A 21,532-nucleotide genomic window follows, 5' to 3' on the forward strand; every position below is an offset into this window, starting at 1 on the left:
ACATTATTAGAAAAACACTCTACTAAATTCATCCACTCCTATCTTAACAGGTTCTATCATGAACTCAGGACGATTATAACTTTTCAGTCGGGTGATGTTTTGTTCTGGGTCTTCCTGCGGCAGCATAAAGGCCTTCCCCACTTTTCCCTTATTAAAATAGGCAATATAGACGCGACTGTAGTTGCCATCATCACGACGACTGGCACACATGATCCAGTGACCATTGCTCGACCAAGTGGGATAGCTCTCGGCAAAGCCTTTACTGTTCAGTCGATTCAGATTGAGGCGTGGGTTACCCTCTTCATGAAGTGGCAAACAAACGATATCGGCATCATGATGCCAGATATGGAAACAGCCATACTGCCCTTCAGCAAAGAGCAGATAACGCCCATCAGGACTGATACGAGGCAAGGTAGCACTCTTGTCATGTGAAGCAGCGTCATACAACAGTTCTTCATCACCAAAAGCATGCGAAGCCACATCAAACGCACGGCGATATACATTGTATTGCACTTTTTGGAAGGTTGTCCTGATATCCTTATCGTGCATCTCTTCGGGGAGGGGAACCGATTTGCAGTAATAAAGGTATTTTCCATCAGGCGACCAGGTTGGGAACACCTCTAACAACGTTGAATCATTACTGATAATGCTTACAGAATCTGTTGCCACATCATAAAGCACCAGATCGCTTGCCGTATCAAACACCTCCACTTTGTTGGCATTTGCCGTATGGAATACCTGATGCGTCTCATTGGTAGAGAATGCGATAAGCTTAGCTGTAGGATGCCATGCCGGATATACACCAGCGGATATCGTATAATCGCGCTTCAGGTCCACCTTCGATATCTTGCCATCATTTACGATAACAGTTCCTCCACGAGTAGCACGGGCATGAAACAGCATGTTATCAGTCTTATAGTTCTGATAACTATGACAGTTGATACACTGCCCCTTTGGATTGTCGCACGCCACTTTATTATTAAAAATCTGCTTCTCCTCGAACGAAGAAAGGTTGCGCTGAGCTATCTCCATATAGTCATAAACAATATACGATGGCTCTATCAGACGGTATGACAGATATTCATCTATAGGCTGTTCAGCAATATGTATCTCAAAGGGCGTGAAAGCCAACCATTCATCAGCCTTTTTACCCCATACTTCCACTTTGATGCTTCTGCCCTTTGCCGCCAGAAGCATAGCATGCCATTCCTCTTCAGGGATAAGCACCTTCACACCATCGCCATACGTCTGTTGCATGCCATCAGGCGTACTGATTCGTGCCACACATGCCTCATACTCATCAGCAGACAACATAAAGTTAAGCGGCGCAATATTACAAGGCACGGTAACGTCATTATAATCAGGAAATATCGTAGGCCAGCATTTTGCATCACGACTTGACGCAGGCACATCAGGGTGATTCACACACGATGCCAGAAGCAATATCCCCCACGCCAGCAATATTATTCTTAATCTTTTCATATACGTCATTACAATTTTCGTCCAAAGATATTATACCACCAATAGGTATCGGCCCATTCTGCTTGCATCTTCACACCTACATCTTCTAGTTTCACGCCAGTTTTTACATGACTTCCAAGTGCTTCCCAGAACAGCTTATAGCGGTCATAGACCTCTTGCTCTACAGGGAGCATCATACGCTTCTCTTCGGGGGCTTTATCAAGATACATGATATATGCCTCCTGAGCATGCAACGGGAATTTGCCGCCAGGGTGCAGTTTCACAAACTTGCGCAACGATGCCCAGAAACAACGTGAGTCGCGACGTATCATGGAATAGAACAAAGCCTGTTCAGAAGCCACCTGACTGACTGTATCCGCAGAATGACTAAAGCTATTGATAATATAGCGCTCACTATCATTCTCAACACCATTAATCTCGTCATCGAACGAGTTGTTTAACTCTTTTACAGTATTTGTAATTGGAGCAGGATGCCAATGCTCATAAAACAGGTTATGCTGCAGCATCTTACGATAGCGTCCGGCCAAATTCTTTTCACCTGTTGCATCAGCACAACGCCATAAGAGCTTCATATAGAAAGGCGACAGTCCTGTGGCTACAGTATTTTCAAAACTCAACCGCGTAGCATAATTCATCTTACCATAGTTATAATAAACCAGCGGTGCCGCAATGTTCATCATACTGATATGGAGTGTATCAGGCTGATATACATCTACCCCACTATTGCCAAGTTTAAACGAACGGTCAAGCAGTCCGCCTTCGTTCATCAGCGCAATATTCCGGAGCATAACCATCGTTGTTGTAGGTTTATGATTTTCTGTGGCCACCTGGAGCACTCCTTTCCAGTCGTCGCTCTCGGCATAGCGCACCATACGCATCTCGTCAATATAACGAGGCTCATTAAACATGAATACATGGCAGAAAGCTATAGCCGATACAGCACAAAGCACTGGAACAATCCCATGGTTCAGGTAGTAACGGAATAAAGGAATCAGTATAGAAATAGCGCCCAGCACCCAGAATGGGATAGACAACTGGTCACTATGTTCCACCGGTGTCACAAATTGTGGGAAGCCAGCCAATGCCACATCGGCCAGTTTTTGATCGGAATATAGTAACGCACGCCAGATAGCAGCGGTAAAGAGCACCAGGATGATAGCTAATAATTCACGCCAGGTAGGTTTACCGGTAACCACCAGACAAATTACAAAGAGCAAGGCGAACCACCCCAAAACAGGGTACAAAGCAAAGCCCACCAGATACCAAACAAGGTGCCACTTTCTAGGTGTACTGCTTGCAGCCCATAGCAGCAGAAGCATCAAGAGATAGCCTACTGACTGCGAGAACCAGTAGCCACGAATAGAAAAGATGTAGATCCAGTAACCCAGGTCAACAATAGAAGTAAGCAGACAGGCAACAGGCAAGAGCATCAATGCCGAGGCGCTTCCCTGTAGCCGGAACGCTTTGGTCCCTACATAGAAGATGACCCCCCAGATAAGAATCAGGATACATGTACCTAAGGTTGGATAATAACAGAGCTGTGTGAGCCACGCGCCCACATATTGCATCAAACCAAAAGGTTTTGATAGTAACGAACAGTAAAAAGGCGCTCCATAAAGAAATTCAGAGCGATCATGTGCCGTATATAATACCTCTTGATTAAGATAAAGCAGATATACAGCAAATGAAATAAAAGCCAACATACTTACATAGAGGATGGCTCTGGAGATATTAGTTTTTTTAGTCATTTTTGGGCTATAAAAGGCTGGCTCACTGATTGAGCCAGCCTCATTTTAGTTATAACAACAAGGAACGATTATTCCTCATAGTAAACACTTGTGAATGTTGCAGAACCATTTGTAATCAGCAGGTTCAGGTCCTTACCAGCACCACCATTACCCTTAGCACACTCCTTAGCAATCTGCTCAGTAATGGTAACCTCCCACTTCATACCTGAAGTCAATGGAATATTATCTGCATAAGTAGAGCTCCACCAACCGTTCATGACACGAGCAGTACAGCCATCGCTGGCCTCCTTAACGTCAAGAATCAGGGTCTTCAAACCGAAGTAGAAGTCGTCGGTAAGAGTTGGGAAATTCTGACCTTCAGAATCGCTGAAACGCAGAGGAGCAGCATCCCAACCGCCAACAGTGAATTCACCTTCCCAGAGGGTGTACTTGGTCAGAGGATCGGTGATCTCGTCGCAAGTTACAGGATATTCAGCTGTAAGCTGTGTACCATCAGGACAAAGAGCTGTAAGAACTACAGTATAAGCACCGAGCTTCATCTTTTTCTTAGCGAAATTGCTAACGAAATCCTTACCTCCAATAGACCACTTGGCATTAACAGGAGCCGAAGTTGAGCAGGTAATAACGTTTCCGTTCTGACCACTGGCTGCCTTATCTACAGAAACAGTAGTCATTGCCTTGAGCTCATCAACAGTGATGTGACCGGCATTGCTGATATCCTCATGAACGGGATCGCATGCTGCAAAGGCACATACTGCGAATAACATCAAAAATATCTTTTTCATATTGATTACGATTTTATTACATTAATAAAGAACTTTATACTGAGTCTTAGCATCAGCTGCATCCCAACCTGGGTTCTGCTCAATCTTACCATTCATCAGAGTAATCTGAGTCTGTGGCTTTGCCAAGAATCCATTAGTAGCGGCATAACGCTCAGCCCAAGAGCAAGTCATGTGCTCCATTGTACGCTTGTTAGACTTGTCGCCGAGGCAAACAATCTTCTTACCAGCCTGAGCCTGAAGAGCTTTAGCTGCGATTGAGCTCTCGCCTGCATCCTTACCAGACCAACGACGCAAATCGTTGAAACGCAGACCCTCGAATGCGAACTCCCAACGGCGCTCGTTCTGAACGGCCTTCAGAGAGTATGGAGTCTCAGGAACACCAGCACGCTTCTGAACCAGGTTCATATAAGAAGCATCACCAGTAAGCTCGGTAGCCATCAGAAGCACGTCAGCATAACGCATCAGATAGAAATCCTCGAAGTGGTCGCCCTGCATCTTGTTGTCAAGAGAGCTGCTGGTATAACCAGGAGCCTGAGACCACCATGTGTCGTTGTTTGCACCGCATGCATCGAGGTTAACCTCAGCATACTTCTTCACAGAATAACCAGACTCTTCACAGTCATCCTTCTCATAGGTGTACTTAGCGAGTTCATTATCGAGATCAATCAGAGAAGCCTTCTTACGGAGGTCAGTATATTCACCAGATCTCTCAGCATCTGTCCAGTCGTCCCAGATGTTGCAAGAAGGAGTACCCTGACCCCAACCCTGGTTGAATGGATAAGTATTGTTGCGGTCACCATTCTGGTTAGAAGCACCATTACGCAGACCCCAGAATACAGAGATGTAGTTAGAATACATACGCTGAGCGTTGTAAGTACCACCGATGTTCCAGCTTGAAGCATTCATAAACTGGATCTGGAAGAGCTCCTCAGTGTTACCATTACCCATACCAGGCATATCGAAGCAGTTTTCGCGCTTCATATCCTTGATGAAGGCATAACCATGATCTGCATCATCCTGAGCCTCAGCCCACAGCAAGCTGTTAGAATACTGCCAGAGTGAACGGTAGTCCTCACAGAGCTTGTAAGCACCACTGCCAATGATCTCCTTCAGACCGCTGACAACATCAGCCTGAGAAAGAGAACCTGAGCAACCTTCCTGCTCTACCAGTGTGATAGCAGGAGCAGAACCTGTAGCGAGCTCACCTACCTTCTTATAGAAGCCAGCCCAGAACATGTAAGCACGAGCAATGAATGCCTCGGCAACATACTTGTTGGCATGACCATCACCAAAGCCCTTATCAGTACCCATCAAGCTCTTTGCAGAAACAAAGTCAGAGAGAATCTGTGGATAGATTACATCCTCAGCACTTACCTGCTCCTCCATCTCAGGAGTAATAGTGGTAGAAGTGATTAGGGGCACATCACCAAACAGCTGTGTGAGCCACAAGGTGTAGAGACCACGCATGAAGTAAGCCTCACCAAGCAACTGGTTACGCTGAGCCTGCTGCTTATCTGTCCAGGGCACATTATCAATAGTCTCAATCTGGTTGTTAGCACGTGAGATACCACCATACAGGAGGATGAATGGAGTCTCAAACTGGCTTGTACTCATCTCTACAAGGTGATGAAGTGACTTTACCTTGTTGTCCTGCAAACCGCCACTTCCGTAGCAGTCATCTGACATAACTTCCCACCAGAAGAAGATATTCTGGTTATCTGAGTCGCCGCCACCCATGGTATTCATGATACTATAGGTTGCTGCATTCAAGGCCTCAACATCGGCAGGCTTACCAGGGAAAGTAGCCTGTGTCATCTCAGTAACACGTGGATCTGTATCCAGCATGTCGTTACAAGATGTAAACGCTGCTGCTGACAAAACAGCTAACGATGATAAAATATATTTTTTCATATCTTAAATATCGAATTAGAATTTAATACTTGCACCAACCAAGAATGTGCGTGCGGTTGGGTAAAGACCCAGGTCGATACCAGATGCCCAACCATTACCACCACCGGCTGAACCAACCTCAGGATCGAGACCAGTGTAGCTTGTGAAGGTGTGGAGGTTCTGAGCCTGTACATAGAAACGGAGCTGCTGGAATGGGCAAGACTTCCAGATGTTCTTAAAGTCGTAACCGAGAGTTACAGTCTTAATCTTGAAGTAGTCTGCATCCTCCATATAGCGGTTAGATACCCAGATAGTATTCTGGTGACCTGTAGCAGAGATACGTGGCTGACTGTTAGAAGTGCCCTCACCATGCCAACGATTCAGGATAGTAGTATCGTAGTTCTGGTCGGGGTCGTCACCGTATGAACGGTAAGAACGCATGATCTGCTGACCGAATGCACCTGCACCGTTAACACCGAAGTCGAAGCCCTTATAGTTCAAACCGAGGTTGATACCAAGGGTGAAGTCTGGGTTAGGATTACCAATCTCATGACGGTCGCAAAGATCGCCTTCAGCATAAGTAATCACGCCATCGTTGTTCCAGTCATCCCAGATGCAGTCACCAGGCTGAGCATTGTCAAGAACGGCCTTACCAGCAGCGCGAGCTGCATCGATCTGCTCCTGATTCTGCCAGATACCGCTGTAAGACATACCATAGAAGTAGCCGATAGGCTTGCCTTCCTCAGCACGGTAGATATACTCAGTACCCTGTGAAAGCAGGTTACCAGCACCATTCAGATAGTGGTTCTCGTTAGCAATACGAGTTACCTTATTCTTATTGGTAGCCAGGTTCACGCCAATGTTATAGCTGAAGTCCTTACCAATATTGTCGTTCCAAGTAAGAGCGAGCTCAAAACCAGTGTTCTCTACGTCACCACCATTGATAGCAGCAGGATTGGTACCCTGGATAGCAATCATTGGACCTGTGATCAACCAGTCCTTAGTGGTCTTCTTATACCAGTCGAAGTTTACACCCAGACGGCTGTTGAGGAAACGAGCGTCGAAACCTAAGTCGAGCTGCTCAGAAGTCTCCCAAGTAAGGTCAGGGTTAGGAACGATGTTAGCATAAGCACCGGTGTTAGGAGTACCGCTTGTAGAAGTCTCCATGTCCGAACCGAACTTATAACCACTGTCGTTAGCATCACCAGACATAGCGATAGTAGCCAGATACTGATACTTAGAAATAGCGCAGTTACCGTTCTGACCCCAAGAAGCACGGAGTTTGAAGAAGTCCATCCAGCTCTTAGTGCTCTGCATAAATTTCTCGTTGGTGAGTACCCAACCAGCAGATACTGATGGGAAGAAGCCCCAGCGCTTACCATCGTTAAAGATACTTGAACCATCATAACGCATGGTTACGGTAGCCATATAAGTCTCGTTCCAGTCCCAAGTTACACGACCGAACCAAGAAGCAAGATACTCTTCGTCATTAGGGTTACCAGTGAGCGAAGCATCGGTAGCACTTGTCAGTTTCAGGTTAGACAGCCAAGCTGAATCCCAGTTCTTCAGGGTAGCAAGCTGCTCGCCGAACTTAACCTTGTTAGAACCGCTGAGGTTTGTACCCCAAGCACTGCTCTGGTAACTCTGACCAACCATAGCGCTAATCTTATGACCAGCAATAATAGGAAGATCGTAAGTAAGTGTATTTTCTACAGAGAATGAAGAGTTCATCCAAGAGCTCTGGCTAACGTTATATGAGTCAACGATAGCAGAACCTTCTGCTGGAGCACGAGGAATACCAAAGTTACGGTAAGCACCAGAACCCCAGTTATAGTTGAACTGTGAGCGGAATCTCAGGCCCTTGATAGGCTGGATGGTGATGAAACCAGTAGCACTGGCATTGAAGTTACGGCTCTCAGCCATTGAGTTGAAGCCACCTTTAGACAGATTCTCCCATGGGTTGCTGAACATAGAAGGATTCCAGCCCTGTCCATAAGCAGGTGTACCATCAGGATTCTGATAAGCGTAGATATCGCCATTGTCAGCAAACTGTGGAACCAGTGGAGAAGTCTGAAGCAGACTGTGGATATAGCTCCAGTACATACCGTCCTCAGCCAGGTCGTGATTCTTGTTATAGCCGATAGAGATGTTCTCACCGATGGTGATAGCATCGAAATCCTTGACCTTCAAGAGCACATGATCACTGTTGATACGGATAGTGTGACGATTGTAGTAAGAAGCTCTGTCAGCACCCATGATACCTTCGTTACCAGTATAGGTGTAAGACATAGCAAACTTAGAACGGTCAGTACCACCAGTCAGTGTTACTGAATGGTTCTGCTGAACTGCATTGTTATTCTCGAATGCACCCCACCAGTCGGTACCTTCCCAACCATTGTTCACCTTGTTGAGAATATCCTGTGGAACATAGTCAGCCCAATTAATCTTTGCACCAGAAGTATTGAAATTATACTCGTCAAAGATGGTCATGTACTGCTGTGCATTGAGCAGCTGTGGACGCTTATAAGCCTTTGACCAACCCATAGCACCATTATAGCTGAGTTCGATCTTACCGGCCTTACCCTGCTTAGTAGTAACAAGGATTACACCGTTGGCAGCACGGGCACCATAGATGGCAGCCGATGCAGCATCCTTCAATACGTCGATGCTCTCAATATCGTTAGGGTTAATACCGTCAAGGTTTCCACCAGCTACACCGTCGATAACATACAGAGGTGAAGCAGAACCTGTGGTACCGATACCACGGATGTAAACCTTGTAACCCTTACCTGGCTGAGCAGAAGACTGGGTGATCTGTACACCAGGAGTGCTTGACTGCATAGCCTCAAGTGCGTTGGTTGTGTTCAGCTTGGCGATTTCCTCACCCTTTACCTGAACTGTAGCACCGGTAACCAGCTTCTTCTTCATGGTACCGTAACCAACAACTACAACTTCGTCCAACAAGGCGTCATCGTCAACCAGTGTGATGTTGAAGTTTGACTGATTACCAACCTTGATTTCCTGAGTAACATAGCCGATGTACGATACAACGATCGTAGCACCTGGCGAAACGTTGAGAGTAAAGTTTCCGTCGAAATCGGTAATGGCACCGTTTCCGGATTTACCTTTTTCAACTACGCTAGCTCCGATAACGGGGCCCTGAGCGTCGACTACAGTACCTGTAATCTTCTTCGTTGCCTGCTGGATCTCCTGAGGAGCTCCTGCGGCGTAGGCATTCGAAGAGTAACCAAGGCCGAACATAGCCATGGCACTCATCAGCAGCGCTGTCTTTCTAAAATTTCGATTCATACTTAAGTTTTAAACTATAGATAATTGGTTTGAAATAAGCTAGTGGTACAAAGGGATACCATAAAGGATTCCTAAGATCTACCCCTCATATATCAGATATACAAGGAGCACAAAATCACACGCTAAGACGAATTTTTACTGGTCATAAGTTTGATTTTAAGTTTTTACTAATTGGAATAGTTGAATTTGTACACTCCTATATTCGGTGGCAAAGGTAATGAATTATTTAGAAACTATATAAAGATTGGTTGACAAAAACTGATACTTTTTTGCTCAAACCACATTTTTAACATTTAAAATACGTAAAAACTATCAAAAAGAGGGTAAAAGTGTGACCTAAACACCACCAAAAACGGGGTTTTTACTAAATTAATGTGAATAACTTGTAAGATTTCTAATAATATAATAAGGTACGCGTACGAGAAAATTTTCTGAAAAATCCTTGTTTATGTCGATAAAAGTACATATCTTTGCGGGCGAATTATCAATCTAAAACTAATATGAACAAGAAAGTTTGTACATTTTTGTCTTTGCTGCTGCTCCTAGGCATGCAGGCAAAAGCACAAGAGTTTGAGGCTGCCAGCAAAGCAGTAGTTAACATGGGTGTAGGCTGGAACTTAGGCAACACCCTTGAGGCCAACAACCAGAACTACCACGATTTTACAAAAGATAGCTACTGGGGCCAGCAAGGACTGGAATCGGAAACCTGTTGGGGACAAGCCAAGGCCAAGCCAGAACTGATCAAGATGATGAAGGATGCTGGTTTTGGTGCCATCCGTGTACCTGTGACCTGGTATAACCACATGGATAAAGACGGCAAGGTAAATGCCGAATGGATGAAACGTGTACACGAAGTGGTGGACTATGTGATAGACCAAGGACTGTACTGTATCGTTAACGTGCACCACGATACTGGAGCCGATAGAGACAGTTTTAAGTCATGGATCAAAGCCGACGAGGCCAACTATAAGCAGAACAAAACCAAATATGAGAACCTCTGGAAACAGATAGCAGAGGAATTCAAGGACTACGATGAGCACCTGCTGTTTGAGAGCTACAACGAAATGCTCGACAAGTTGAACTCATGGTGCTTTGCCTCATACGCTGCGAAAGGGCAATACGATGCAACTGTTGCCACATCGGCTTATAATGCCATCAACAGCTATGCCCAGAGTTTTGTGACTACCGTGCGTGCCACCGGCGGCAATAATGCCACGCGCAATCTGGTAGTGAACACTTATGCCGCCTGCTGCGGTAGCGGTACCTGGAACAACCACTTGAAAGAACCGCTGACACAACTCACCCTCCCCAAAGACCCTGCCAGCAACGCAGAGAAACACCTGATTGTTCAGGTACACGACTATCCTAATATTGCCAATGGTATAAACAACGTCAAGAAAGAGATTGACGACATGGTAGCAGCCTGGAAGAAGACCTTCATTTCGAAAGGCGTCCCTATGATTCTTGGTGAATGGGGCACAGCCAATGTGGATGAAGGCGACGGCAAGACAGACTATGACGTACGCAGAAAAGTGATGTTCGAGTTTGTGGAATACATGATTAAGAAATGTAAGGAAAACAACGTAGCCACCTTCTACTGGATGGGACTTTCGGATGGTGCCTTTCGTTCTCTGCCCGCCTTCAACCAGCCCGACCTGGCCGAATGCATCACTAAAGCCTATCATGGCAGCGACTTTGTAGGCGCTTATCCTACCGAGAACGATTTCGACATCAATTATATCGTGGACTACGAGAAAGAGTGGTCAGAGTTGTTCCTCTATGGTAATTACAACGGCGTAACGCCTCTGAAACTGGAAGAATACAAGGCCATCCGCGTAGAAACAGATGAGGCCTACGGCAACAAACTGCAAGTGAAAGTATATGGCGACAAAGACTCATCAAAAGATTCAGGCTTCAAGGAAGGCTACTATCCCCTGTCGGAAGACTCGAAGACAACCACCGTCAATTTCGAGAGTTCTACAACAGGCTCTACGGTATCGCGCATCACTCTACAAACCAATGTTGGAGCCACCAAAGCCAAAATCACAAAGGTTTGTTTTATCAAGAGCGATGACACAGAAGTGAAACTGACCCCAACTACTGCTTGGGGCTGCACACTCAGCACCGAGGCCACTCCTACTGCTGGCATACAGAGCATCAAGCTGAAACCTCAGCATGATGATAGATTATTCAATCTGCAAGGTCAGCGGATAAGCCTTCCCAAGAAAGGTCTCTACATCCAAAACGGCAAAAAGTATATCGGCAGATAAGAAAGACTGCCAATAACAATAAAAAGAAGAGCGCTTACTGTAATACGTAAGCGCTCTTCTTGATGATTATTTCGGTGCGTTGTTGTAAATCGATTCCAATGTATAGCCTGCTTCATCCGACGTAGCAGCTTTAATCATTGTCTTTATCAACGCCTCCATCCCGCTCTGATAGGAGCCGTCATTGTGGTTAAAATAGCCATGATGCTCATTGCCTCCTCCAGTCTGGTTGTTATCCCAGATGCATAGCGGCATATGATAAGTATGGGCAGCACGACAAACATACTCTAAGTAATAGTTGCGGAAGCGGTTGGAGCGATCCGACTTATGCATCACGCATCCATACTCACCGATATAGACAGGAATATTATTGGCAACAAACTTATCCTGCAGGTTCTGGAACACCTCAACAACATGATCTTCGTTGCTGGAAGCCTGATATTTGCCTTCTGCGGCTGTATGGCCCCATTCCGACTTACCATCGCTGTTCTCTGGTGTCAGCGTAAAGGTATTAGGATCGTAGAAATGCACACTTACCATCACACGGTTGGCAGCATCGGCAGGCAGGACAAACGAGTTGTCAATAGCATATACAGGACTCGATGCATAGGCAGGCACACCTATCCAGCGTGTCGCGTTATTACCACCAGTAGCACGAATAGTATTTACTACCAACTGGTTCCACTCGTTCAGCGTTCTATACTGCTTGCCACCATCTGTACGGTTGTCGCCCCAGCCCCATTTGCCATCTTGTATCTCATTGAACGACTCAAAGAACAAGAAGTCCCCCTTATCCTTGAAAGCCTCAGCAATCTGTTTCCAGGTCTTCTCAATTCGTGTCTTGATGCCGTCGTTGATGAGGTTATTGTTTGCGGCACCCTTGATGTCGAGCCAGTATTCATCGTGGTGCAGGTTCAGAATTACATTCAGTCCTGCTGCCTCAGCCCACTCCACATTCTGTCGCACCTCAGCCATATACTCGGCTTCAATCTCCCATGTGCTGGTGTTCTGGTAGTTACCCCAAGTCACGCCGATACGCACGGTACTGACGCCAGCATTCTTCAGATTGGTATAGAGGGCTGCTGTTGGAGTGGCATTATCCCAGTATCCCCATTGCGGATGTTTACCATCTTCGCCCGAGCTGGTATCGAAGTGGTTACCCAGGTTCCAGCCCCAACCGAGTTTCTGAGCCAGGGCCGTAGCATCGTTATTGATAGGTTTTGCGCCTCCTTTTGTGGTGAAGCTCACCTTATAGGCAGGTGCCTTTACACTGTTGTCCGCCTTGCTCACGATAGCCCCTTCGGGTATGGTTAAAACATAGGTCTTACCTGCTTCCAATGTAGGCAGTGTGATGACGACGTCCATCGCAGTGGTGGCACTCGACTTAGCTGTACATTTTGTGTCGTTCAGTGTGATATTAGCATTAGAGCTGACTGCCACCACATTATTGTAAGAGACGGTTACCTCTTTCAGTGACGTGGCAGTATATTCTTGTCCCTCCGTTATACTGCATGAACGCAAATTGATAGTTACTTGAGGCGCGGGTTCCTCACCACTACTACTGCCGCAAGCTATAAACGCGAAACATGAGAATAACAAACAAGCAAGATAACAAAAAACAATTCTCTTCATTGTCACATTATTATATTAGTAAAAAAAAGAAAGCAGAGTGCCCCTACTATTCATGGGCACTCTGCTCTTTGAGTATTATTGAAGAACTACCTTCTTACAAATAACACCTGCACCGCAGATAACCAAACCACCAGCGTTTACAAGCTGATCAAGATCGTCGGCTGTAAGAACAGTCTTGATAGATGTCTCAGAAGGATCTGGTGTTGCATTTCCGTCATTGCCCCAACTGAGTGTGCTTGGCAGTGCTGCCCAAGAGCCATTACCGAAACGGATATTAATATATCCAACCGATGGGTCAACTTCATAATAAAGCTTAAGGGTTGTACCCACGGCTACCTGACTCCAGTCATAGCCACCCCACGACAGATCACCGACATTGCCAGACCAGTTTCCTAATGCTGTAGATCCACTCCAGATGGTCTCCTCGAGGATAGAGAGAGTCACCTTGGTTACAGTGAAGTAAGCACCACAGAGCACGAGACCACCATTGGCAGTGAGTTCGTCGATCATTGCCTGAGTCAGTGTGACAGAGAACTTCGTATCACCAGCCGTCAAGTCATTGGTATCAGCAGTTCCTGGCAATGCAGCCCATGAGCCATTACCAACACGGATCTGCGACCAACCAGCAGACATATCAGGAGTCAGGTAAATAGTCAGCACCTGTCCGGGCTTAACTGTTGACCAGTCATAGCCACCCCATGACAAATCACCCATGGAGCCGTCCCAGTTGCCAATCGTCTTATTACCAGACCAGATAGTAGTCTCAGGAGCCTCGCTATACATCGAGATCTTATCCGACTCTACGCTGTAGTTAGCATGCTGAACAAGCACTACCTTACCATCGCCCATGCCTTCTGGAACCACGAAACTGATTTGGGTAGCACTCTGGGTGAACTCACCCTTCTTCAGAGGGGTATCCAGACCAGGCAATACCAGCTCTACGATACGGTCGAGCTTCTCACCAGTGATTGTAATTGTATTACCCACCTTCACATCCTTTGTAGGATTAATGCTGCTGACAGTTGCCTGTGGCACGGTGATATCAACAGAAGTGGTCAGACCAGAAGCAGAATTCAGAGTTACCGTACCTGACACACATGTTGCAGGAACCTTCACCTTGAGCGACTTACCATCTGCGCTTACAGAGAAGTCTTTAACATCATCTACAGCAGGGAAGTCAATATCTGTAACGAGATCGAGGTTTTCACCAGTGATGGTGATCTCGTCGCCAAACTCAGGAGTAGCATTCGACACAGCAGTAGCCTTAGCCGCATCCACACTCAGGTTGGCTAAAACAATATTCTCTGCACCTTCTGAACCATCGTTATAAGCCACCTCACCAGATTTTGCTTCCATAGGCACACGAACCTGAATTTCATTGCGCGTATTCACAACAAAGTTCTCCGCATCAACGACGACATGGTCAAAGAATACAACCTGTCCGATATTCCATACATATTCACCTTTGATTGTCAGAATGTCACCTGGATGAATAGGATTAGGATCAATAGATGAAACCTTGATTTCCTCTGCGAAAGTAATAAAAGTCTTCGATTCTACGACATCGCCACTTTTAGTTACCAAACGCAGTTTTCCTGGCACACACTGATCGGGAATAGTAACCGTCATCTCCTGTGAGTTCTGAAGTTGGAACTCGCCATTGATGGTTGTTGAAGATGGTGTAACCTTCTGGTTGCCGCCAGGGAAGAGCACCTCCTGAACCTCGTTCAGTTTGGTACCCGTGACACGCATGGTTGCACCACGGGTGATAGGCATGGGACCAAATCCCAAAATATTCACGCCGCTTTTGTTGTACTGGTTGGTATCGAGTTCGTCATTACTGCAACTGGTAAAACCCGAAGCAAGCACCAGTGCAGCCATGGCCAATACTGATATTTTACGATATATTTTCATTGTCTTCATGTTTTTATGAGTTTAGTATGCTACCGCACGGATATTATCGATACGGATGATAGGATGGCAAGTGGTGCCACTGGTTACACCGCTCCAAACAAAGAGTGTGAGACCTGTGAAGCAGTCTGCTGTCAGTGGTGTACCGGCAGGTGTACCATCGTTCTTATACTTAAAGGTAGAGAATGGCAGTGTTACTGTCACCCATTTGCCACCAGTGTCGTACGAACCGGTCTTGCTCCATGGTGTCCAGAGTCCGCGTGGATAGTCGGTACCATTGAAGAAGGTGTTATTAGCAGTAGGCAATGTCACCTGAGCATCACCAGAGAAGATACACTGCATAGAGAGGTTAGTCCAAGGATTACTTGCTGGGATGTTCACCTCAAACTTCAGTGCCATATTAGCGAAGTCGGCAAAGCTCACAAGGTCAGACAGGCGTGAGTTAACACCAGTGAATGTGCCATCCCAATCGCCAGGCCAATACTCGAACGAGAGATTGCCATCTGCCCATGTACCATCTTCCACATCGCAGTCACCAAGCAGCAAGTAGCTACCATCGAGAGAGTTCTCGTCACTCACAATCTTCTGTCCATGCCAACCATGATTGGTAAGACCAGTAGAAAGAGTGCCAGCATCGTAGGTACCGAAGTCATTAAACATCATACCGCGCGTATCGTGGTAGTAGAACTTTGCCTTCTGCTTACCATATACGGTTGCAACCTCGATAGGACCTTCCTTCATCCCTTCTGGGATAGTGAATGTAAGGTGGCTGATGTCATAATCCTCAATGGCCACTTTAGTACCGTTGATGGTCAGCGTCAGTGGTGTATTAGGATCATCCACGAAATAGTTTCCATAGATGGTAGCCTGCTCACCGGCTTTAGCCCACTCATTGCTCATGTTGTTGATGCTTGGTCCAGGCACCAGAACCTTGAAGTCATAAGTGGTGGTATCGTTGTCGTTGTTGACCATAAAGATCTTATTAAACACCTCACCAGGAATCTGACCAGGCACGGTCACGATCATGGTATTGTCGGTAATCAAGCTTGGCACCAACTTGGCCTCCTGATCATTGAAAAGCATCTTGGTGATGCTTCGCAGATTCTCACCAACTATGCAGATATTATTGTCCATGTAAGCACCCGTTAGGATAGAGTCTGCAGTCTCCACATTTACAGGGCGTATATAGCGAATGGTTGGATTGCCATCGCTAATCTTGTACTTATCAGGCTCGTCTTCGCAGGCTGTGAATACAGATGTGACAGCGACAGCCGACAGCAGCAAGAAACTATTGAATAATCTTTTCATGATTTGATATGTCTATTAAATGATTAATACTGATATGCCTCACGTACATCCACATGGATCGCATCCTCCTTCAGCAGTGGGTTGAAGGTGAGATCCTCCATTGGGAATGGGATGGTGAAACTGTTGACAGTTACGTTTGGAGCAGGAGTATCCTCGTCGTAAGTAGTATTCTGGGCATTACCATCGTCATCTTTGTTCTCAAGCAGCCACTGACCAGTCTGGTAGTAGTTCTTGAATGTCAGATTAAGATTCCAGTACTGGTTACGACGCTGAGATTTCAGCTCTGAGATAGCACGGTCTGGGTTATAATAGGCCAGACGAACGAAGTCGTACCAGCGGTCGCCCTCGCAGGCCAGCTCAAGACGGCGCTCTTTCCATACGTCATCAAATGTCAATGATGTTGCAGCCAGTGCATTAGGAATAGCACGCTGACGAACGGCATTGAAAGCCTTCAGAGCGTCGGCATCGGTACCCTGTCCCTGCAGCACCTTTGCTTCAGCAAACACCAGATAGATATCAGCTAGGCGCAGTATTGGTGTGCACAGAGAACTGGCCATACGGGCAGCAGATGTACCAAGCACAGTCACGTGGTCAGCATTGTTACCATAGAGATGCTTCACTACGTTACAACCTGTTGGTGAACGATGCTCACCCCATGCTGCTGAATTGTAGTCTTTGTCGTACTCAAAACGCATGTAGTCGAAACCACCCTTATCGCGCCAGAGATATGGAATCACATCGCCTACAGTCATCATTGTGGCCTTACGACGGGTGTCCACGTCAGGACGTGTAGAAGGGTCGTCGAGCACATTGAATCCGAAAGCATCCTGGAGGTCAACAGATGGACCACCCCATTCACCCCAGACGTCACCATATTCGTCCATACCGGTCATACCGAGGTCAGACTGGAACGTGTTCTGAGATGTCCACTGACTGCTGACAACCCAACGCCAGGCAATCATGTTCTCAGGCGACTTATTGCCTTCGAGTTTAAAGATGTCGGCATAGTTTTTCTCCAGTGAGCGACCAGAGTTGTCGATAACGTCCTTAGCCAGCGTTGCTGCCATCTGAAGATCATTACTGTTCAGCTGTCCGCTGACACCAGCCTTGGTCAGATAGACTTTAGCCAACAGTCCTTTTGCGCAGTACTTGTCAAGACGACCTTCTGTGCAATGCTCTGGGAGCAGTTCGATGGCCTTCTCCAGTGTCATCACGATATACTCATAAACGTCGGCCTTCTGTACTTTTGGCTGTTCATTGTATGTACCACTTGAAATCATGTCGGCATTATCATGCACGATGGGCACATCACCGAAAGTACGTACCAGATAGAAGTAAGCCATCGCCTTCCAAAGCAGGCACTCACCCATCGTCTGGTTCTTGATGGCTTGTGAAGCGCCACCACCTTCAATATATTTACGCACTACGTTTGAGTGACCGTTGACAGCCCACAGTGAATACGACATGTTTCTCAGGTCCTCGTCATTAGAGTTCAGCGAGAAGTTCAAGTAAGGGCTTGAACCCCAATAGTAGTTACCTGAAAGTACCTCACCCACCTTGAAGAATCCACGCTGGAAATCATACCAGGGTGAGTTATATAGATAGTCAACGGCAGCGATACACTCGGCATCGGTCTTATAATAGCCGCCAGCCACATAACTGTCTTCTGTTGGACGATCCAGGAAGTCCTCACACGAGGTCAGTCCCAGACCAATGACAGAGGCAGCCATCAATATTTTAATCTTATTTATTTTCATAATGTTTGTCCTCCTATTATTAGAATGATATGTTTACACCAAATGTGCATGTGAATGGTGAAGGATAACGTCCGTTATCAAGACCGAACACATAACCGTTAGCATCAGTAGTAGAAGCTCCGATTTCTGGGTCGTAGCCATCATAGCCTGTGATGGTCAGTACATTCTGCAGGTTGCAGTACAGGCGCAGATTCTCCAGATACAGCTTGTTCACCAGTTTCTTGGGGAAGGTATAGCCCAGCGAGATGTTCTTCAAGCGGATATAGCTTCCATCCTCGATATAGCGACTAGAGATATTCTGGTTGTAGGTATTACCGATAGCCACACGTGGTGTGCTGGTGCCAGGGTTGGTCACATAAACATTAGTGATGTCATTGTACCACTGACCACCGTCTGCGTAAACCTTAGCAGGGTCGATGGCAGCCAACTGTGCACGGTCGGCAATCTTCTCCTGAATCTGGTTGTTCCATGTACTGGTCATAGAAGTCAGAGGAATAGAGGTGTAGTTCATCACCTTATTGCCAACAGAACCATTGATGAAGATTGACAAGTCGAAGTTCTTATAATTGAAGGTGTTGTTGAAACCGAAAGTAAACTTAGGCAGTGGTGAACCGATGTTGGTCTTATCGTTCTCATCGATCTTACCATCGTCGTTCACATCCTTGAACTTCAGATCGCCAGGCCATACGGTATTGCTCTTGCTATACTTAGAAGGATCGGTCACATGACTGAAGGTACCGTCGCCATTGTCGATACATGACTGAGCATAGAGTGTGTTAACAGGTGAGTTCAGGATATCGTCGAAATCCTTATAGACACCTTCAACCTCATAGCCATAGAAGTCGTACATAGGACGACCAACAGAAGAAACAGCTACAACGTCACTCCACTGACCATAACCGATGATAGCAGCCGATGTTGTTCCCTGAAGGGCTACCAGTTTGTTCTTATTGAACGAGAACTGCAGGTCGGTCTCCCAACTGAAGTCATTGGTGATAACGGGAGTAGCCTTCACCTCGATCTCAAGACCGGTGTTACGCATGGTGCCGTAGTTTCCATAAGGTGCAGAGAGTGCAGAAGAACCGTTACCCTGTGTACCCAGGTATGAAGGCAACTGCATCTTCATCAGCATATCCTTCGACTCCTTCTTATACCAGTCGATAGTCAGGTTGACGCGGTTGTTGAAGAAGCCAAGGTCGAGTCCTAAGTCAATCTGCTCCTGGGTCTCCCACTGGATAGACTCATTGGGCAGACCAGTAGGACGATATGACTGTCCGAGTGCAGAAGGCATGACGCCCAGGGCGACACCCCATTTATAGCCACCAATATTGGCATTACCTGTCTGTCCCCAGCCTACACGAACCTTACCATTGCTCAACCATTTAACGTTCTTCATGAATTGCTCGTTGGTGAATCGCCAGCTAGCAGCAACAGAGTGGAAGCCTGCCCAGCGGTTGTTAGGTCCGAAGTTTGACGAGCCATCATAACGGAAGGTGTAAGTGGCATAATAGCGATCATCATAATTATAGGTTTCGCGCGTGAAGAACGAAGCCATTGATGCACTTCCGAATCCTGATGTGAAATCACGATCGGTCTTCTCTGCCAGCGATGGGTTGCGCACATCATTACGTGGCAGGTTCTGACCAGTGATGCCCTGATACTTCCATGTTGACTCCCAGCACTCCTGACCGAGCATCGCTGTGAAGTGGTGCTTATCGAAGTTGCCAGAATAGGTGATATAGTTCTTCAGCTGCCAGAACTTATTATTGTTGCTCTGCCAGTGATCCTGGTTTGCTGGTTTCTGCCAACCACCCAAGTCAACCGATGGTTCCCATGTCTCAGCATTTGAGTCGGAGATATCATAACCCAGCTCAGCATGCCATACCAGATTCTTGATGGGGGTAATCTCAGCAAAGATGTTACCAGTGAGCTTACGGCGCTCCAAGGTGTATGAGTTCATGTTGGCCAGGGCCACAGGGTTGGGGTTGGTATAACCCTCACGCACCTCAGCATAGTAATTGCCGAATACATCGTAGATGGGAATATCAGGCAGCGTAGTCAATGAATAGGTAATAATACCCTCGTTACCATCAGCCTTCTTCAGGTCATCATTGGTGGTAGAGAAAGTGGTTGACATACCCAGTTTCAACCATGACTTCAGCTGTGCATCGAGGTTAGCACGAACCGAATAGCGCTTGAAGTTTGAACCGATGATGGTACCCTCCTGATTCATGAAGTTACCTGATACATAGTACTTGATCTTATCCGTACCGCCCTGGGCAGACAGCTGGTGCTGATGCTGGATGGCAGTCTGGAAAATAGCATCCTGCCAGTTGGTACCATTACCCAGAATAGAAGGATCAGAATAGTTCTGGTTGGCCTGACTCTTGACGATCCAACCATCGTTGACGAAGTCCTGATAGTACTCTGAATACTCACGGAGATTCATCATATCAAGACGTTTCATCTGGCGGTTTACAGCCAGCATACCATCATAACTGAACTTTGCCTCACCGGCCACACCACGCTTTGTGGTAATCAGCACGACACCATTGGCTCCCTGGGCACCATAGATGGCTGTGGCAGAAGCATCCTTCAGGATTTCCATCGACACGATATCCGATGGGTTAAGAGTTGACAGTGGAGAGATGGTTGACACTTTACCGTTACCCAGACGGTCGGCCAATCCATAGTCGGCACCCGACTGACCGCCACTCTGAACGATGACACCGTCGATGACATAAAGAGGTTCCTGATTGGCATTGATAGAACCGATACCACGCACACGAATAGACGAGCTTGAGCCTGGAGCACCCGAGGTAGTAACAGCTGTCACACCAGTAGCACGTCCCTGAAGGGACTGGTCGAGCGAGGTGATGACCGAACCTTTCAGTGCCTGCTCGCCAAGAGATACCGAAGCACCAGAGAGGTCACTCTTCTTCATCGTACCATAACCCACGACAACCACTTCGTCAAGCAGTTGCTTGTCCTCCTCAAGAGTGATCTGGATGTTTGTCTGGTTAGCAGTAACCTTTACCTCTTTTTTAAGGTAACCAACGTAAGAAACGACCAGGGTTTGTCCTGGGCTTGCGTTCAGTTGGAAGTTACCATCGAAGTCGGTGACTACACCGTTCGACGTGCCTTTCACAACCACACTGGCTCCAATAATGGGGCCCGAAGCATCGACTACAGTACCTGTAATCTTCTTCGTTGCCTGCTGAATCTCCTGAGGAGAAGCGGCGGCGTAGGCGTTTGAAGAGTATCCAAGCCCGATAAAGGCCATGGTACTCAACAGCAGCGCTGTCTTTCCAAAATTGCGATTCATAATTAGTGTTAATATTAATAACTTGGTTTTCTTTTGAGTCAATACAAATCTTCAGTTTGTAGTTTTGATCTAACAATTTCTGGGTGCAAAGTTAAGCAAAACGAAACAAATCATGATA

General features: G+C 46.6%; 11 protein-coding genes. 1 reads left to right on the plus strand and 10 read right to left on the minus strand.

Annotation, left to right across the window (positions count from 1 at the left end; genetic code table 11):
- Window positions 1–6: 6 nt before the first annotated feature.
- The 5 genes from T360_RS14775 to T360_RS0106210 all read right to left on the minus strand — a co-directional run bounded on the left by T360_RS14775 (window position 7) and on the right by T360_RS0106210 (window position 9,214).
- Window positions 7–1,482 (minus strand): PD40 domain-containing protein, encoded by a 1,476-nt coding sequence (locus T360_RS14775; RefSeq protein WP_036929101.1) that lies wholly within the window; start codon window positions 1,480–1,482, stop codon window positions 7–9.
- Between the two features lie 8 nt (window positions 1,483–1,490).
- Window positions 1,491–3,230, minus strand: coding sequence for a DUF6057 family protein (locus tag T360_RS0106195; protein ID WP_155949396.1), 1,740 nt, complete (start codon window positions 3,228–3,230; stop codon window positions 1,491–1,493).
- Window positions 3,231–3,298: 68 nt separating this feature from the next.
- Window positions 3,299–4,015 carry a hypothetical protein gene (locus T360_RS0106200; RefSeq protein WP_155949397.1) on the minus strand — a complete coding sequence of 239 codons (717 nt, stop codon included), beginning with the start codon at window positions 4,013–4,015 and terminating at the stop codon, window positions 3,299–3,301.
- Window positions 4,016–4,036: 21 nt separating this feature from the next.
- On the minus strand, window positions 4,037–5,926 hold the full coding sequence (locus T360_RS0106205) for a RagB/SusD family nutrient uptake outer membrane protein (protein WP_081772717.1): 1,890 nt from the start codon (window positions 5,924–5,926) through the stop codon (window positions 4,037–4,039).
- Between the two features lie 15 nt (window positions 5,927–5,941).
- Window positions 5,942–9,214 (minus strand): TonB-dependent receptor, encoded by a 3,273-nt coding sequence (locus tag T360_RS0106210; protein ID WP_028912012.1) that lies wholly within the window; start codon window positions 9,212–9,214, stop codon window positions 5,942–5,944.
- A 500-nt stretch (window positions 9,215–9,714) separates the two neighbouring features.
- Between T360_RS0106210 and T360_RS15725 the strand changes: the two genes are divergently transcribed.
- A complete protein-coding gene (locus T360_RS15725) occupies window positions 9,715–11,484 on the plus strand; it encodes a glycoside hydrolase family 5 protein (protein WP_051523436.1) in 1,770 nt (589 codons plus the stop codon).
- Between the two features lie 66 nt (window positions 11,485–11,550).
- On the opposite strand, the gene T360_RS14785 is transcribed toward T360_RS15725, so the two are convergent.
- The 5 genes from T360_RS14785 to T360_RS0106240 form a co-directional block, all read right to left on the minus strand.
- The gene (locus T360_RS14785) at window positions 11,551–13,113 is read right to left on the minus strand and encodes a cellulase family glycosylhydrolase (protein ID WP_081772718.1); all 1,563 of its coding nucleotides are present in this window, start codon (window positions 13,111–13,113) and stop codon (window positions 11,551–11,553) included.
- Window positions 13,114–13,188: 75 nt separating this feature from the next.
- Entirely contained in the window at window positions 13,189–15,036 is a 1,848-nt protein-coding gene (locus T360_RS0106225; RefSeq protein ID WP_155949398.1) for an IPT/TIG domain-containing protein, read from the minus strand.
- 12 nt (window positions 15,037–15,048) lie between these two features.
- The gene (locus T360_RS0106230) at window positions 15,049–16,332 is read right to left on the minus strand and encodes a glycan-binding surface protein (protein WP_028912014.1); all 1,284 of its coding nucleotides are present in this window, start codon (window positions 16,330–16,332) and stop codon (window positions 15,049–15,051) included.
- 23 nt (window positions 16,333–16,355) lie between these two features.
- Complete coding sequence (locus T360_RS0106235) at window positions 16,356–18,089, minus strand: RagB/SusD family nutrient uptake outer membrane protein (RefSeq protein WP_028912015.1); 1,734 nt, start codon at window positions 18,087–18,089, stop codon at window positions 16,356–16,358.
- A 19-nt stretch (window positions 18,090–18,108) separates the two neighbouring features.
- Window positions 18,109–21,414, minus strand: a complete 3,306-nt coding sequence (locus T360_RS0106240; RefSeq protein ID WP_028912016.1) for a TonB-dependent receptor — start codon at window positions 21,412–21,414, stop codon at window positions 18,109–18,111.
- Window positions 21,415–21,532 lie beyond the last annotated feature (118 nt).

The sequence above is a fragment of the Prevotella sp. MA2016 genome (assembly GCF_000619825.1).
GTDB lineage: Bacteria > Bacteroidota > Bacteroidia > Bacteroidales > Bacteroidaceae > Prevotella.

Bases quoted from the DNA above. Each gene is read 5' to 3' on its own strand.
- T360_RS15725 (WP_051523436.1), top strand. From the start codon at position 9,715: ATGAACAAGAAAGTTTGTACATTTTTGTCTTTGCTGCTGCTCCTAGGC.
- T360_RS0106205 (WP_081772717.1), bottom strand. From the start codon at position 5,926: ATGAAAAAATATATTTTATCATCGTTAGCTGTTTTGTCAGCAGCAGCG.
- T360_RS0106230 (WP_028912014.1), bottom strand. From the start codon at position 16,332: ATGAAAAGATTATTCAATAGTTTCTTGCTGCTGTCGGCTGTCGCTGTC.
- T360_RS0106235 (WP_028912015.1), bottom strand. From the start codon at position 18,089: ATGAAAATAAATAAGATTAAAATATTGATGGCTGCCTCTGTCATTGGT.
- T360_RS14775 (WP_036929101.1), bottom strand. From the start codon at position 1,482: ATGAAAAGATTAAGAATAATATTGCTGGCGTGGGGGATATTGCTTCTG.
- T360_RS0106210 (WP_028912012.1), bottom strand. From the start codon at position 9,214: ATGAATCGAAATTTTAGAAAGACAGCGCTGCTGATGAGTGCCATGGCT.
- T360_RS0106240 (WP_028912016.1), bottom strand. From the start codon at position 21,414: ATGAATCGCAATTTTGGAAAGACAGCGCTGCTGTTGAGTACCATGGCC.
- T360_RS0106225 (WP_155949398.1), bottom strand. From the start codon at position 15,036: ATGAAGACAATGAAAATATATCGTAAAATATCAGTATTGGCCATGGCT.
- T360_RS14785 (WP_081772718.1), bottom strand. From the start codon at position 13,113: ATGAAGAGAATTGTTTTTTGTTATCTTGCTTGTTTGTTATTCTCATGT.
- T360_RS0106195 (WP_155949396.1), bottom strand. From the start codon at position 3,230: ATGACTAAAAAAACTAATATCTCCAGAGCCATCCTCTATGTAAGTATG.
- T360_RS0106200 (WP_155949397.1), bottom strand. From the start codon at position 4,015: ATGAAAAAGATATTTTTGATGTTATTCGCAGTATGTGCCTTTGCAGCA.